The 15,404-nt window shown below is 63.7% G+C and carries 14 protein-coding genes; 8 read left to right on the top strand and 6 right to left on the bottom strand.

Annotated elements, in window-relative coordinates:
• Window positions 1–245: 245 nt before the first annotated feature.
• The 4 genes from FG93_RS26225 (at window position 246) to FG93_RS26240 (ending at window position 4,758) form a co-directional block, all read left to right on the top strand.
• Window positions 246–1,931 carry a peptide ABC transporter substrate-binding protein gene (locus tag FG93_RS26225; protein ID WP_043240511.1) on the top strand — a complete coding sequence of 562 codons (1,686 nt, stop codon included), beginning with the start codon at window positions 246–248 and terminating at the stop codon, window positions 1,929–1,931.
• A 47-nt stretch (window positions 1,932–1,978) separates the two neighbouring features.
• Entirely contained in the window at window positions 1,979–2,932 is a 954-nt protein-coding gene (locus FG93_RS26230) for an ABC transporter permease (protein WP_043240514.1), read from the top strand.
• 43 nt (window positions 2,933–2,975) lie between these two features.
• Window positions 2,976–3,845, top strand: a complete 870-nt coding sequence (locus FG93_RS26235; protein ID WP_043240517.1) for an ABC transporter permease — start codon at window positions 2,976–2,978, stop codon at window positions 3,843–3,845.
• Window positions 3,846–4,092: 247 nt separating this feature from the next.
• Window positions 4,093–4,758: a glutathione S-transferase gene (locus FG93_RS26240; RefSeq protein ID WP_244448744.1), complete on the top strand. Its 666-nt coding sequence runs from the start codon at window positions 4,093–4,095 to the stop codon at window positions 4,756–4,758.
• 88 nt (window positions 4,759–4,846) lie between these two features.
• Here the strand turns inward: FG93_RS26240 and FG93_RS26245 are convergent, their stop codons facing one another.
• The 3 genes from FG93_RS26245 to FG93_RS26255 all read right to left on the bottom strand — a co-directional run bounded on the left by FG93_RS26245 (window position 4,847) and on the right by FG93_RS26255 (window position 5,737).
• Window positions 4,847–5,116, bottom strand: a complete 270-nt coding sequence (locus FG93_RS26245) for a hypothetical protein (RefSeq protein WP_244448745.1) — start codon at window positions 5,114–5,116, stop codon at window positions 4,847–4,849.
• 58 nt (window positions 5,117–5,174) lie between these two features.
• Window positions 5,175–5,447: a hypothetical protein gene (locus FG93_RS26250; protein WP_043240527.1), complete on the bottom strand. Its 273-nt coding sequence runs from the start codon at window positions 5,445–5,447 to the stop codon at window positions 5,175–5,177.
• Window positions 5,448–5,515: 68 nt separating this feature from the next.
• Window positions 5,516–5,737 carry a hypothetical protein gene (locus FG93_RS26255; protein ID WP_043240530.1) on the bottom strand — a complete coding sequence of 74 codons (222 nt, stop codon included), beginning with the start codon at window positions 5,735–5,737 and terminating at the stop codon, window positions 5,516–5,518.
• Here FG93_RS26255 and FG93_RS26260 point away from each other — a divergent pair.
• Window positions 5,736–5,933: a hypothetical protein gene (locus FG93_RS26260; RefSeq protein WP_043240533.1), complete on the top strand. Its 198-nt coding sequence runs from the start codon at window positions 5,736–5,738 to the stop codon at window positions 5,931–5,933. The genes FG93_RS26255 and FG93_RS26260 overlap by 2 nt on opposite strands.
• Before the next feature lie 385 nt (window positions 5,934–6,318).
• Here the strand turns inward: FG93_RS26260 and FG93_RS26265 are convergent, their stop codons facing one another.
• From FG93_RS26265 to FG93_RS26275, 3 genes are read right to left on the bottom strand one after another with little or no spacing between them, the layout of a single operon-like run.
• Window positions 6,319–7,617, bottom strand: a complete 1,299-nt coding sequence (locus tag FG93_RS26265) for a glycoside hydrolase family 130 protein (RefSeq protein ID WP_043240664.1) — start codon at window positions 7,615–7,617, stop codon at window positions 6,319–6,321.
• Between the two features lie 37 nt (window positions 7,618–7,654).
• Window positions 7,655–9,940, bottom strand: a complete 2,286-nt coding sequence (locus FG93_RS26270; RefSeq protein ID WP_043240535.1) for a glycosyltransferase family 4 protein — start codon at window positions 9,938–9,940, stop codon at window positions 7,655–7,657.
• Complete coding sequence (locus FG93_RS26275; RefSeq protein ID WP_043240666.1) at window positions 9,937–10,896, bottom strand: class I mannose-6-phosphate isomerase; 960 nt, start codon at window positions 10,894–10,896, stop codon at window positions 9,937–9,939. The genes FG93_RS26270 and FG93_RS26275 overlap by 4 nt, the downstream gene beginning before the upstream one ends.
• A gap of 960 nt (window positions 10,897–11,856) precedes the next feature.
• Here FG93_RS26275 and groES point away from each other — a divergent pair.
• The 3 genes from groES (at window position 11,857) to FG93_RS26290 (ending at window position 15,402) form a co-directional block, all read left to right on the top strand.
• Entirely contained in the window at window positions 11,857–12,174 is a 318-nt protein-coding gene (gene groES / locus FG93_RS26280) for a co-chaperone GroES (RefSeq protein ID WP_043240668.1), read from the top strand.
• Between the two features lie 28 nt (window positions 12,175–12,202).
• Window positions 12,203–13,843 (top strand): chaperonin GroEL, encoded by a 1,641-nt coding sequence (gene groL / locus FG93_RS26285; protein WP_043240537.1) that lies wholly within the window; start codon window positions 12,203–12,205, stop codon window positions 13,841–13,843.
• A gap of 293 nt (window positions 13,844–14,136) precedes the next feature.
• On the top strand, window positions 14,137–15,402 hold the full coding sequence (locus tag FG93_RS26290) for an ABC transporter substrate-binding protein (RefSeq protein WP_244448746.1): 1,266 nt from the start codon (window positions 14,137–14,139) through the stop codon (window positions 15,400–15,402).
• Window positions 15,403–15,404: the final 2 nt, after the last annotated feature.

Below are 15,404 nucleotides of genomic sequence, written 5' to 3' on the forward strand. Positions count from 1 at the left end.
CAACCATTTTGATGAAATTCGGGTGATTTATAAAATTACCATTTAAATACAATTGCTTGCTGGAATTATAAGCCCAATTCACTGCTTCGGCTTCCCCACGGCCCTTGACGCACGATATCATATGATGAAGATTTTTAGCCGAATGACGCCCATTGTGAAGATGGGCTGCCGCTTGTGTTCATTATTATGATGACGCCTTTCAGCGCGCTCGCTGAAAGCAGGTGCCTTGGGAGAGGGGAAGCACGATGCGAGACAGTCACGATCCACGGCGTTTTTCGAACTGGAGCCTGAACCGGCGCGACCTCTTCGGCCTCGGCGCCGGCGCGCTGGCCGCGACGTCCGGCCTTGCCGCGCAGGCCCAGACGGCGGGCAAGCCAGTTCCTCCGCCGCCGGCAAAGCCGACCGGCGTCGTCGTGGTCGGGCTCTCGCAGGAACCGGTTTCCTTCAACCCGCTGATGCCGGGCGTCGAGGTCGACGAGGTCGTCTGGACCAGCGTCTTCAACTCGCTCTGGGTCGCCGAGCCCGACGGCACGCTTCGCCCGGACCTGGCGGTCGCGGTGCCGAGCGAGGCGAATGGCGGCATCTCGGAGGGCGGCCTCGCCTGGACGGTGAAGCTCCGCGACAACGTGAAATGGCATGACGGCACGGCGTTCACCGCCGAGGACGTCAAATACTCCCTGGAACTGATCAACTCGGCCGGTTTCAAGGCGCGCACGCGCGTCGGCCATGCCTTCGTTCGGGATATCGTGATCAAGGGCCCGCACGAGATTTCGTGGCGGATGGAGAAGGCCTACGCCCCCTATCTCGCGATGCTGGCGAACACGCATATCGTTCCCAAGCACATCCTCGGGAAGGCGGCGGACCCGAACACGGCGCCGTTCAACAATGCCCCCGTCGGCACCGGCCCGTTCCGCTGGGGCACCAGGCAGCCCGGCGACAACATCACGCTCGTCGCCAATGAGAGCTATCACGGCGACGGCCCCTATCTTGAGAAGGCCGTCCTGAAATACATCCCTGACCTGACGGCGCTCTATGCCCAGTTCCGCACCGGCCAGGTCGACCTGGTCATCATCTCGGGCATCCCCGCGAATTTCTACCAGGAGGCGATCAAGCTTCCCGGCCGCAAGGTGGCGGTCGCGCCGAGCGGCAATCTCGAGATCATCATGCCGAATCTCGGCAACAAGGCCTTCGCCGAGAAGGCCGTGCGGCATGCGCTCTATGCGGCGATGGACAAGCAGGCGATCATCGACGCGATCTATTACGGCGTGCCGAAGCCGACGGAATCCTTCGCACCGCGTGAATCCTGGGCCTTCAACCCTGCCCTCCCCGTCCAGCAGCGCGACCTTGCCCGGGCCAACAAGCTGCTCGACGATGCCGGCTGGAAGCGCTCCGGCTCGGGCACGCGCATGAAGAACGGCGTGCCGCTGGAATTCGCGGTGTCAACGACGACGGGCAACCAGCTGCGCGAGCAATGCCAGCAGCTGATCCAGCAGGACTGGCAGCAGATCGGCGCGAAGATGACGATCAACAACATGCCGGCCGCCGTGATCTGGGGCGAGTTCTACGTGCGCTCCAAATTCGAGTCCCTGCTCGTCGGCACGACCTTCCGCACCGGCGTCGATCCCGACCCGGCCTCGCGCTTCGCCTCCGATGCGATTCCGGTCAAGGGCGGCAGCGGCGGCAACTACATGCAGTGGGAAAATGCCGAGGCCGATGCGCTGATGAAGGAAGGCCAGGAAACCTTCGATCAGGAGAAGCGCAAGGCGATCTATTTCAAGCTGCAGGAGATCGTCCGCGAGGAGCTGCCGATCCTGCCGATCTTCCAATACGCGCCGATCGAAGGGGTGAAGGAAGGCCTCATCGGCTATCGCCCCAACATCAACCAGCGCCAGAACGCCTGGAACATGGGCAGCTGGTACTGGGCCAAGTGATTGGGGCGAAGTGAGATGAAGCGCGCAGCGGCGGGGAGAACGGCGCCATGATCGGATTCCTCCTGCGCCGCCTCGGCCAGGCGCTGCTGCTGCTGCTCATCGTCTCGGTGATCGGCTTCGCCATCCTGCACCTGGCGCCGGGCGGGCCGCTCTCGCAATTCGCCGCCGGCGGCGACATGACCCAGGCCGATCTCGACCGCATCGCGGAACAGCTCGGCCTGAACCGGCCCCTGCCTGTGCAATATGCGGAATGGCTCTGGCGCATGCTGAGCGGCGACTGGGGCCGTTCCTATCGCGACCAGCAGCCGGTGCTGCATATCATCGGCTCCCATATCGGCGCGACGCTGGAGCTGATGCTGACCTCGACGCTGCTCGCCATGCTGCTCGGCGCCTGGGTCGGCATCCTCGGCGCGATCAAGCGCTATTCGATCTTCGACTCGCTGGCGACGATCGGCGCGATGATCGCGCTCTCGATCCCGACATTCTGGTTCGGCCTCGTCATCATCTATGTCTTCTCGGTCGGACTCGGCTGGCTGCCCGCCGGCAACCGCTACACGGTCGGCGACGGCTCCTTCCTGAACCAGCTGCATCACCTGATCGGGCCCTGCATCGTGCTGGCGCTGGTCTCGACCGCGGTCTGGAGCCGCTACATGCGCTCCTCGATGCTCGACGTGATCAACCAGGATTTCGTGCGCACCGCCCGCGCCAAGGGCGTGCCGGAGCGGAGCATCCTGCTGCGGCATGTGCTGCGCAACGCGCTGCTGCCGATGATCACCATCACCGGCCTGCATGTGCCGACGCTGCTGTCGGGCGCGCTCGTCACAGAGACCGTGTTCACCTGGCCCGGCATGGGCCGGCTCTTCCTCGATTCGATCAGCTACCGCGACTATCCCGTAGTGATGGGCATCCTGATGTTCTCCGCCATGCTGGTGCTGCTCGGCAGCCTGGTCGCCGACCTGCTCTACGGCGTCGCCGATCCGCGCATCGCCGGAAGCCACTGATGAGCCAGACGTCACTGACGAGCAAGAGGCGCACCTCATGAGCATGGCCGAACCGATCCTTGCGCCCGCACCCGGCTTCTGGAACGCCCCAGGCATGCGGCGCTTCCGGCGCCACCGGCTCGCAGTCTTCGGCGGTGCGACCATCCTCCTGCTCACGCTTGCCTGCATCGTCGGGCCGATGCTGCTGCCCTATACCGACACCTTCATCGACATCCGCTCCCGCTTCGCGGCGCCCTTCTCGGGGCCGCATGTGCTGGGCACCGACCCGCTCGGGCGCGACATCCTCGCGCGGCTCCTGATGGCGGGGCGGATCTCGCTCGCCGTCGGCTTCTCGGCCATGGCGATCGCGATGGCGATCGGCATCGTGGTCGGGTTGGTCGCGGGCTTCTATGAAGGGGCTCTCGGCGCGGCCCTGATGCGCTTCGTCGACGCGATGCTGTGCTTCCCCTCGATCTTCCTGCTGCTGGCGATCTCGGCGCTGATCCAGCCCTCCGTGCCCTCGATCGTGCTGCTGATCGCGATGACCTCCTGGATGGAGGTCGCCCGCGTCGTCGAGGCGCAGATCCGCTCGCTCAAGACCAGAGAATTCGTGCAGGCATCGATCTCCTTCGGGGCCAGCAGCAAGCGCACCATGTTCCGTGTCCTGCTGCCCAATGCCATTGCGCCGATCGTGGTCGCAGCCACCCTCAACGTCGCGCATGCGATCCTGGCGGAAAGCTACATCTCGTTCCTCGGCTTCGGCATCCAGCCGCCGACGCCGAGCTGGGGCAACATGCTCGAAAGCGCCCAGAGCTACCTGACCAGCGCGCCCTGGCTCGCGATCATTCCCGGCGCCGCGATCACGCTTGCGGTCACATCCTTCAACTTCATCGGAGATGGACTTCGCGACGCTCTCGATGCGCGACAGGATTGAGCGGCAGGGCTTGTCAACGCCCGGCCGCTTGTCGGCAGCTCCATGGTGGTGCGCCGGCCCGCAGCGCCTCGACCAGCGAGGGCCAGTCGAGTGCTACGGCCCTGCCCCGCTGCGCTAGCGCGCGCCACCGCCGAACCGAAGCCGCGTCCGACGCGTTGTTCGCCATGCGACGGGGACAGCGAAGGAGACCAGCCCCATGCAGGACTATACGCTCTATTATTGGTCGGTCCCGTTTCGCGGTCAGTTCGTGCGGGCGGTGCTGGCGTGGACTGGGAAGGCCTGGCGCGAAGCCGGCGACGACCAGATTCAAAAGCTCATGGCAGAGCCGGTCGGCCGAATGCCGGTGCCATTCATGGGACCGCCGCTGTTGATCGACAATACGAACAGCGTCGCCATCGCGCAGATGCCGGCGATCATTCTCTATCTCGGCGAGACGCTCGGCCTCATGCCGGCAACGCCGGCGTTGCGGGCGCTGACCATGAAGGTCGTCAACGACGCCAACGACGTCATCGATGAAATCACGCTTCAAGGCGGTCAATCGATGTGGACGCAAGAGCGGTGGCGCGAGTTCGTGCCGCGCCTCAGGAAGTGGATGTCGTTCTGGGAGGAGACCGGACGCCGGCACGGGCTGACCGCGGACGCTGGTTTTCTCCTGGGCGGAGTGGTGCCGGGGATCGCCGATGTCGTGACCGCGACGTTGTGGACGACGATGGCGGATCGCTTCCCCGTCATCGCATCGATCTTCGACGAGGCCGCGCCTCTCACCAGTGCGCTCGCGCGCCGCGTCTCCAGCCTGCCCGCCTTGGTCGAATTGGCCGAGAAAGCCCGCAGGGACTACGGCGACGAAGCCTATTGCGGCGGTCAGATCGAAGCTGCCCTGCGCAAGGTCGCCGGCGAATCTGTGCATCTTTGAAAAGGCTCCAGCAAAACGGTGAAGCCTGCACTGGCGTCGTTTCTCAGGGTGGCTGGCAAATTCCCACACCGGTGGCCGCCCGAAACGGTCAATGGTGCCAATTTTGCGGCGTAGCAGGCAGATCCCCTGTCACATCAACATGAGCGACGCCTCTCGTCGGAGGAGATTCCCAATAGGAGAAGCGGAGATCGAGCAGATGGCCATCATCGGTCAGCAGCTGCACATCCGTGCGACCGAACACGGTCTTCAGAGCGGGAAAGGCCAGCCGAAGCTCGCCACAACTGGTCACCCCGATCGGATGCTGGAAGAAGCCTTCAAAATCGTAGGACGCACGGCCGATCTTGACGCCGTTGCTCATCAGGGCGCCTCGCCCCGAGATTCCACCAAGATAACGCATGATCGTTTCACTTCACGGTTCATAGGCGCGACTGGGCTTGCTTATCCTTCTCCAGGGCAGCTGTTAGCTCGACAGGATCAATAATGATGATCTGAGAGGAGCCGCGTGAAAATTCGATGGCCGGGATCTGCAGCATCGTGGCGGTCCGGCGGAAGGCCTGGAACGACAGGCCCGCGATCTCTTCCTCGTCGGTGACAACGCGATAGGTTCCGGCCGGCTGAGGATTCGGCAGAACGCTCAACCGGAAGGGATGGCTGAACGTGACCTCTGTTTCGGTGGTCCGGTCCATCATGATCCGTACCTGCAATTCGCTGCCATGATATCAGGGCCGCTTGCTCGACTGTCTGCTGAACGCCGCGGCTATTTCAGGTTTCCGAAATGGTTCATTTGCGTGACGCCCGCCCGGATCTGGAGTTCTCCGATGGCGCGCTCGTGACCATCGGCCCCACGCACCCGGTATTGCCGCTGTCCATTCTCGCTCGCGGGCAATACCCGTGTGATCTCGTAGTTTCCGACGCCGGTTCTGTCGAAGAAGCCGAAGGCCAGGCTGATGACATCGCCTGCCTTATAGTCGGTTGTCATGACATGGTTCCTCGATGCCCGCTCCAACTGGATGAGCGATGAAGACCGCCCCATCGTCGCGATGGCCCGTGATCACGAGGTCCAGGACGTCTCCGTCATCCCGGATCAGGTGGATCGGAAAGGCGAACTGCACAGGGTCTATCCGGCTCAGGTTCGCGACAAGATGCCCGGAACATATGCCCCGCGCATTCAGTGACGGTCTGAAGCTGAACGATGCCGGCTGGCGCGTGCCGTTGCGCCAGATGATCTGGCCATTGCCGTGCAAGATGAAAATCCAGTGTCGACCGGCGCCACATCGACACCGCGACTCGCTCTCGGTTCAGTTTGAAGGGAGGCGACAATTCACTACGCGCTTCTTTCAGTAATTAAGCAAGCGCGAAGGCCGCGTCATCTTCGCGCATAGACCAGGCCAAGTCTGCCGTCATTTTGATTCACCATTCCTGCTCAGTTTGGCTTCACTGAACGAAGGCATGACGCATAAAGAAGTCGACGCTTACTCTGAGCAAGCGCAGGCGGGATCTTCTCTCAACTTGCTCGCATCCGATGGGAGGTTCTCTCGCAAGCCCCTGCCCGGAAGAACCCTAGTGTTCCATGGCTTGCATGAGCGCAGTGATCCTGATCGTCGCGAAATTGCAGAACGTGTCGGAGACCGCGTAGGGCAGGATGATGTGGTCGTTATGGCGTATCGCACCGCAGGTGTAGACGACGTTGGGAACATAGCCTTCGCGTTCGGAGGGCTCCGGCCGAACCAGCGGCTCGCGGGAACGCGCGAGGACTTTCGACGGATCCTGCTTGTCGAGAAGAACCGCTCCGATCGAGTACTTCCGAACCGGCCCGACGCCGTGGGTCAACAGCAGCCAGCCCTCGTCAAGCTCGATCGGGGACCCGCAGGTGCCGATCTGAACGAACTCCCACGGGAATTGCGGCCTCAGGATCACCACCCCGCCGTCCCAGGTGAAAAGGTCGTCGGAATAGATGAGATAGAGGTTCTCGTTGTCCTGCCGCGCGATCATGGCGTAGCGACCGCCAATCTTGCGAGGAAACAGCGCCATGCCCTTGTTCGCTGCGGCCGTTCCCCGCAGCGGCGACATTCGAAACGACAGGAAATCGCTGGTCTCGATCAATTCGGACCGGATCGCCCGGCCATTATAGGCGGTGTAGGTCGCCCGAAACACCGTCCTCCCATTGTCGTCGAACGCGACGAACCGCGCGTCCTCGATGCCGTTCGACTGGGATCCGGTAATGGGAAAGATCACCCGCTCGCTGATGTCGCCATCGGGCGAAAAGACGACCTCGACGTCGTCGCCGTCGAGACGCGCCATGCGGTTGCGCAAGGTGGCGATCGAGGCCAGGCGCGATGTCGGATCGACGCTGACGCTGCCGTCACTGGCGATCGAGCCCGAGCGGAACGTCAGCGACGAGATATGTCCCTCGCCAACCGCACGAACGCTCAGGACGAAGCGGCGCCCGTCTGGAGGCGCGCCGGACTGATCAGGGTGCGAAACGATACTCGGGTTGAAGAGAGCCGCTGCCTCGAACGAATATTCATGAAGGAAATAGGCTCCGACCAGCTGGCGCTGGATCTTGGTGAAGTCGCAATGCGTCGCGAAGGCGCCTTCCATCTCGTCGGCGCGCTCCTCGAACCGTGCGAGCAGGTTCCGGTGCCGGCCTTTGAAATTCTCCAGCACGTCGGAGAGCAGGCTCTCGGCCGTATCGCAATCCAGCGCCAGGACCCGGTCGACGATATGGTTCGCCCGGGTCTTGTCGATCGGGTTGAGGTCTCTCGGTTCGGTCGCGGGGCCGAACCGGCGCACCACCACCCTGGAGGGATCGGGGCGCAAATACAGGGCCTGGCGATTCAGGAAGGCGGGTTGGGACAAGGCGACCCCAGTCTGTTTGTGCGCGATCACCGAAGGCTCAGGCATGCAAGGCCCGAAGCGGCGCCAGTTTCGGGCGATCCCCGCTGATGCGGGCTTGCTGGCGAATCTCGGCGAGACTGAGAAGATAGGATACCACGGATTCGCCGCCGCGGTTCTCATTTGCCCGGTCGGGATGCAAGCCGTCGCGACAGGCGCCGGTTTCCAGATCGACCAGCGGCGCAGAGATGTCGTTATGGCCGTGGAACCAGGCGAAGGCGCGTGCGGCCTCGGTCCGCCATTGCGGATCGCCATCGGCGCGCCAGGCCGCGAGACAGGCCGAGATGGTCGCCGTGGCCTCCAGCGGCTGCTGGTCGAAGGACCTGGGCGCGCGACGCTTCTCGCCAAAGCTGTCGGAGCCGACAGGCCTGAACAAGCCTGCGGGCGTCGTCTGTAGATCCGCGAGCCAGCGCAGCGAGCGCAATCCGGCCTCGAGATAGCCTGGAACCTTCATTGAGGCTCCGGTTGCGATCAAGGCCTGGGGCAAGCGCGCGTTGTCATAGGAAAGCCCGTCCTCGAACCACACCCAGTTCGGTGTCTCGACCGCCGACATCAGGCGGAGCAGGCGATCGGCAAGCAGCGTGCGCAGCCAGATGGCGGTCGGCGGCGCCCCGGCGACGGCGCAGTAGGCGTCGAGACCAAGCAGGGTGAAGCCCCAGGCGCGAGGCGAGGTGAAGCTCTCGACGATGGGCAAGGCCTGCGCGAACAGGGCGGCCGCCCATTGCCGACGCGATGGGCTGACATCGCTGCGCGCGCATTCGCCCAGCGCCCAGAGCGTCCGTCCATGGCTGTCCTCCGAACCGGCATCTTCCAGCCAGCGCCGGTCGAAGCTCATGAAATTGCGGAAGCGTCGCATATCGGGATTCCAGGCGTGCTGGACAAAGGATGCGAAGCGGGCCGTCAGCGCGTCCGCCAGGTGCTGTTCGCCGGTGCTGTTCAATGCGCAGGCGAGGAGCAGCGCGCGGGCATTGTCATCGACGCAGTAGCCATGCGCGCGATCCGGCACGGAATGAACGGCATGCTGGAACAACCCGGTGTCGTCGCACATGGACAGGAGATGGCCTGTCCGCATTTCCGGCGGCGCAGAGATTTGCGGCGAAGGCATTGCCACGGCCGGGCCGGCAATAACGCTCAGCGCACGGCCCCGACGTGCCGTCTCGAATGCGCCGAGATAGCGTTTGGCGGTTCGCTCCCAGGTCATCGAACGGCTGCTGGCATAGGCGCGCAGCCGCATCGCCTGGCGCCTTTCGACATCGGTCAGCAGCCCCGCGATCTCATCGCCGATGGCAATCGCGTCACCGAACGGCACCAGAATGCCGCGCCCGTCGGCGAGCAGCTCCTGTGCATGCCAGTAAGGCGTCGAGACAACAGCTTTCCCGAGGCCGAAACTATAGGCCAGCGTGCCCGATGTCATTTGCGCCTCGTTGAGATAGGGCGTGACATAGACATCGCACATCGAGATGAAGCCGAGCAGGGTCGCCTGATCGACGAACTGGTCGAGAAAGACCACATGATCCTCGACGCCGAGTTCGCGCACGCGGCGCATCAGGCCGGCGCGATAGGACTCTCCCTGCTCGCGGACCAGATTGGGATGGGTTGCGCCCAGAATGACATAGACCGCATCGGAGCGGCGTCTCAGGATCGCAGGCATCGCGTCGATCATCACCTCGATGCCTTTGTTGGGCGACAGCAGGCCGAAGGTCAGGATGACGGAGCGGCCGCTGAACCCGAGCCTGGCCTTGGCGTCGTCGGGCGCGAGGAAAGCGAAATCTGGAATGCCGTGCGGGATCACTTCGATCTTGTCGGCGGGGAGTCGGTAGACTGTCCGCAGCAGCTCGCGCCCCTTCTCGGCCATGACGACGATACGCGTCGAGGCGTCGACGATCTGCTCCATGACGTCGCGCTGCACCGGCGTGGGCTCGGACAGGACGGTGTGGAGCGTGGTGACGACCGGCATTTTCAGGCGCGACAGCAGCGCCATGATGTGCCCCCCGGCTTCACCGCCGAAGATGCCGAATTCATGCTGGAGCGAGACGACGTCGAACCGGCCGTCATTCAGGAAGTCGGCGGCCCCTGCATAATCCTCCAGCCGGTCGTCGCCGATCTGGCACCGGACGGAGGGGGGATAATCGTAGGCATGACCATGGTCGTTCATGGCCACGATCGCGGTTTCCAGATCCGTGTCGGACGAGGCGATCGCCTGTTGCAGGTCCGTCGTGAAGGTCGCGATTCCGCAGCGACGCGGAAGTGAGTTGCCGATGAAGGCAATGCGCTGGAGTGGGCTCATGGGCGGGCCTCCGGGAAGGGGTTGGACGGACCCGCCAGCGCCGGGAGCGGCAGGGGCGGCTGAGAAACGACGTCGCCTGGCGCATTCGCATCGCTTCCGGGGACGTCATGCAGAAGGTCGGGACAGGGGCTTGCAGCGTCGTAGGCCACCAGACAGGTCAGGCCGTTGCGACCTGCCTCGATGCGCATGCTCTCGGCCTCGATGAAGCAGCCCTCGCCGACGCCCGCCTGCAACGTGCCGAGCCTGGCGGCGCCAGCGATGACGACCAGCCAGGTTTCACGCGTTGCACGCAGGTCCCAGGCCGATCCTGAAGCCAGATCGAACCGTTCGAGGACGAAATACGGGCTCGCGACGAGCAGGGTCCTGGCATCGCTGAGGCGCCGCGCCGGCGCTTGGACAGCGGCCGGCCCGGCATGGGCGGCTGCAACGCCGCGCTCGATGTGAAGCTCGCGCTGGCGGCCATGGTCGAACAGGCGGAACGTCGTGTCGCTTCGCTGCTGGATTTCCGCGAGGACGAGACCAGGGCCGATTGCGTGGATCGTTCCGGCGGGCACGAAGATGACGTCGCCCTCGCAGGCCTTGCGCCATTGGACGAGGTCGGTGATCGACCCATCCGTGACGGCAGCTCGCAGTTCTGCGTCCGTGTGGGCCGATTTCAGCCCAACGCCGATCGTGGCATCCGGCGTGGCGGAGAGGATGTACCAGGCTTCGGTCTTGCCGTGAGCCAGTCCCATCGCTTGCGCGAAGGCGTCGTCCGGATGCACCTGGATCGACAAGGCCTCCTGCGTGAACAACAATTTGAGCAGCAACGCGGGCTCCGCCGCGTGCACGTCGCGGCGTTGAAACCAGAGCTCGCCGATCGCGACGCCGTCATGCTCGACCTCGCTCCAGGGCCGGAGATCGGTCGTCCCCCAGGGTTTGGCCATCACCTGCACGCAGGCCTGTTCGAGCGCCATATCGGTCTCCTGGTTCGCATCGCCAGTGATCGATCGACGGCTGTCGATCGATGCGGCAATGGTCGGCGACGGCTTCAATGGCGCAGGTCTTGAGGGGGCGGGCCCCATCGCGAGCGGCATCGTGCGCTGGTTGAGCGCATCGAACGGGCCAGATACCGCTCCATCGCTGGAGCAGGACTGCGGCCCGGATAACGGGATGATCGCGCGTTGCGCGGTCCTCCGTGGATCAGGTGATCCGCGTCATGGGATGACCTGCGCGACGCTCGGGCTGGGACCGGCCAATGCGGCTCGGCTGTTCACAACCGTGCAGCGCGGACGGGTGTCGTCATCCATCGCGCGTCGCGTCGAAGGCGCATGCCTTCATTCGGCAAAGATGCACGACCGACGCCGCTCCGTGACACAAGTCCCGAAGCATAGAGTCTGGGGCGCGCACAGATCCTTCCCGGCATTGCACCTGATGTCGCCCTAAGCGGCAAGCGCGCTCTGGGTGCGCCGCCGCAAGAATAATGGCGATTCCGCAATGAGAACAAATCTCTGCGGCCGAGAAATAATCTCAATCATGAGCCCGCTTGATGGAGTATCACGCGAGTTGATCAACCGGCTGTATAGCGTGCATTCCGCAGAAATGCTCTATCTTTTTATTTTTGAATGATATTTCTTTACGTAATAAAATTCACGAAAATCCGGAATGAAATCCAGATTTATCAATCCAGCATTAGAAATAGCCCGACACACTATGCGTAAGCGCCTCCCATCGGGACGACGAGGTGGTGGAGGCGGCGTAGCGGCCAATCGCGCGCCATCAATTCCGTGGCACTCACACGGCAAGAGTGCTAACAATGCTTTTGTGTTCGATGCTGAACCGTCCGACGTGAAGCGGATGGGGCGCCGGATCGTCGGCCGCAGAGGCTCCGGTCGAGAGCCCGCCACCTCGTACAAATTGTCGACATGGAGGAACTCATGAAATTCCGTCCGCTGCATGATCGCGTCGTGGTCCGGCGCCTTGAAGGCGAAGAGAAGACCAAGGGTGGCATCATCATCCCCGATACCGCCAAGGAAAAGCCCCAGGAGGGCGAAATCATCGCCGTCGGCCCGGGCGGCCGCGACGAAGCCGGCAAGCTGACGCCGCTCGATGTCAAGAAGGGCGATCGCGTCCTGTTCGGCAAATGGTCGGGCACTGAGGTCAAGATCGACGGCGAAGACCTCCTGATCATGAAGGAGGCCGACATCATGGGCGTGATCGAGGGCGCCGCCGCACTCAAGAAGAAGGCGGCCTGAGCCGCGCCCCCCACCGGAGTTCCAAGTCATGGCTGCCAAAGACGTCAGATTCTCGACCGATGCACGCGACAGGATGCTGCGGGGCGTCGAAATGCTCAATAACGCGGTCAAGGTCACGCTCGGTCCGAAGGGCCGCAACGTGGTCATCGACAGGTCCTACGGCGCGCCGCGCGTCACCAAGGACGGCGTCGCCGTCGCCAAGGAGATCGAGCTCGCCGACAAGTTCGAGAACATGGGCGCCCAGATGGTGCGCGAAGTCGCCTCGAAGACAAACGATCTCGCTGGAGACGGCACCACGACCGCGACGGTGCTTGCCACCGCGATCATGAAAGAGGGTCTCAAGCTGGTCGCGGCCGGCATGAACCCGATGGACCTGAAACGCGGCATCGATATCGCCGTAGCCGCGGTCGTGAAAGACATCGCGGCCAGGGCGAAGAAGGTGGGTTCCTCCGAGGAAGTCAGTCAGGTCGGCACAATTGCGTCCAACGGCGACAAGGCCATTGGCGACATGATCGCCCGGGCGATGCAGAAGGTCGGCAACGAGGGCGTGATCACCGTCGAGGAGGCCAAGACCGCCGAGACCGAGCTCGACGTCGTCGAGGGCATGCAGTTCGACCGCGGCTACCTCTCCCCGTACTTCATCACCAATGCCGAGAAGATGGTCGCCGAGCTGGAAGACCCCTACATCCTCGTCCACGAGAAGAAGCTGTCGTCGCTCCAGGCGCTGCTGCCGATCCTCGAGGCGGTAGTCCAGTCCGGCAAGCCGCTGCTCATCATCGCCGAGGACATCGAAGGCGAGGCTCTCGCCACGCTCGTCGTCAACAAGCTCCGTGGCGGCCTGAAGGTGGCAGCCGTCAAGGCGCCTGGCTTCGGCGATCGCCGCAAGGCCATGCTCGAGGACATCACCGTCTTGACCGCTGGCCAAACGATTTCGGAAGATCTCGGTATCAAACTCGAAAAGGTGACGCTCGACATGCTGGGCCGCGCCAAGCGGGTGCTTATCGAGAAGGAGAACACCACGATCATCGACGGGGCGGGCGACAAGACCGCGATCGAGGCCCGTATCACCCAGATCAAGGCCCAGATCGAGGAGACCACTTCGGACTACGACCGCGAGAAGCTCCAGGAGCGCCTGGCCAAGCTCGCCGGCGGCGTCGCGGTGATCCGGGTCGGCGGCTCGACTGAGGTCGAGGTCAAGGAGAAAAAGGACCGTGTCGACGACGCCATGCACGCCACCCGCGCTGCTGTCGAAGAAGGTATCGTGCCGGGCGGCGGCGTGACATTGCTGCGCGCGAAAGGCGCCGTCGGAAAGCTGACCGGTCGTAACCCCGATGTTCAAGCCGGCATCAGCATCGTGCTCAGGGCGCTGGAAGCTCCCATCCGCCAGATCGCGGAAAACTCGGGTGTTGAGGGCTCGATCGTGGTCGGCCGGATCACGGACAACAAGTCCCAGACCTACGGATTCAACGCGCAGACGGAAGAGTATGTGGACATGCTCAAGGCCGGCATCGTCGACCCGGCCAAGGTTGTCCGCATTGCCCTGCAGGATGCGGCTTCGATCGCTGGCCTTCTGATCACGACCGAAGCCATGATTACTGAAGCGCCGAAGAAAGACGCGCCGGCGATGCCGGGCGGTGGCATGGGTGGAATGGGTGGAATGGACTACTAGCCGACACACGATCGCAATAGCGATGCTGATAACGCAATGGGCCGCCTTCGGCGGCCCATTCTACTTTGGAGAGTACATTGGGTGCGATTAGGGGGCGCCCGAGCCGGAGCATTTTCACGTTACTCCCGCTCGTACCGGCCATTGGATCGCAGCGTGCCTGTTGCGGAACTTCCGGACGTCCGCTTGCCGGCAGCGCGCCCGGTTGACGCGATTTGCGGCTGGGCGCAGCTTTGCGGGGAATGGGCGACGCTCACGGCCGTTGCCGGCGCTCATTCGCCGGGGAGTGCCCGCGCATGGAGGATTGCGAGGCCCATCGCCATGACCTTCGCCTGAAGGCCGGGATGCTGCGCCTTGCGGCCGTCATTCTGTTTTCCGCCGCGATGCTGCTTGTCGGCGCACCGATCAAGGCGCTCGCGCAATCTGCAGCGCCGCCGGCCGAGACCAGGACGATCCGCATCCTGCTGGTGCGAGAGTCCCAGGATCGCCCTGCCCCGCTGTCGCTGCTCGACATCCCGCCAGGCGACGACGGTGTCGCCGGCGCGCGGCTCGCCATCGCCGACAACAACAATACCGGGCGATTTCTCGGCCAGGAGTTTCGCCTCGACATCATCGAGAGCGCCAAGGCCGACGAACTGCTTGCCGAAGTCCAAGCCCGAGTCGCCGCCGGGCAGCATTTTCTCGTGCTCGACGTTCGGCCTCAAACCGTTCTGATGCTTGCCGACGCGCTGAAGACAAGGGATGTGCTGCTGTTCAACGCCGGCGCGCCGGACGAGAACCTTCGCGAGGCGGATTGCCGCGCCAATGTCCTGCATACGAGCCCGTCGCGCGCGATGCTCGCCGATGCGCTGGCGCAGTATCTCGCCTGGAAGCAATGGCGGCGCTGGTTCCTGGTTCTCGGAACGCGGCCAGAGGACCAAGCCTTCGCCGAGGCCATGCGACGCGCGGCGAAACGCTTCGGCGCCCGCATTGTCGAGGAGCGGACCTTCTCCACCGAAAGCGGTTCGCGACGCACTGACGGCGGTCACGAGCAGGTTCAGCAGCAGATCCCGCTTTTCACCCAGAATGCGGCGGCGCATGATGTCGTGGTCGTCGCCGACGAGTCCGAATTGTTTGGCGAGTACTTCCCGTTTCGCACCTGGGAGGCACGACCGGTGGTCGGGACACAGGGGCTGACGGCGACAAGCTGGCATCCCGCGCTGGAACAATGGGGCGGGACACAATTCCAGAACCGCTTCAGGCGATCGGCGAACCGCACGATGCGCCCGCTCGACTACGATACCTGGCTCGCGGTGCGCAGTATCGGCGAGGCGGCGACGCGTCGCCGCTCGACGGCATTCGCCGAGATCTCGGCGCATCTGCGCTCCGTAGAGTTCGAACTCGCGGGCTTCAAGGGCCAGAGGCTGACATTCAGGGACTGGAATGGCCAGCTTCGCCAACCGATCCTGATCGCGACGCCGAAGCTCCCGGTCTCGGTTTCGCCGCAGCCGGGTTTTTTGCACCAGTTCTCGGTGCTGGATACGCTCGGGATCGACCGGCCGGAAACGAAATGCAGGTTATAGGA

Source organism: Allobosea sp. LC85 (genome assembly GCF_000735605.1).
GTDB lineage: Bacteria > Pseudomonadota > Alphaproteobacteria > Rhizobiales > Beijerinckiaceae > Allobosea.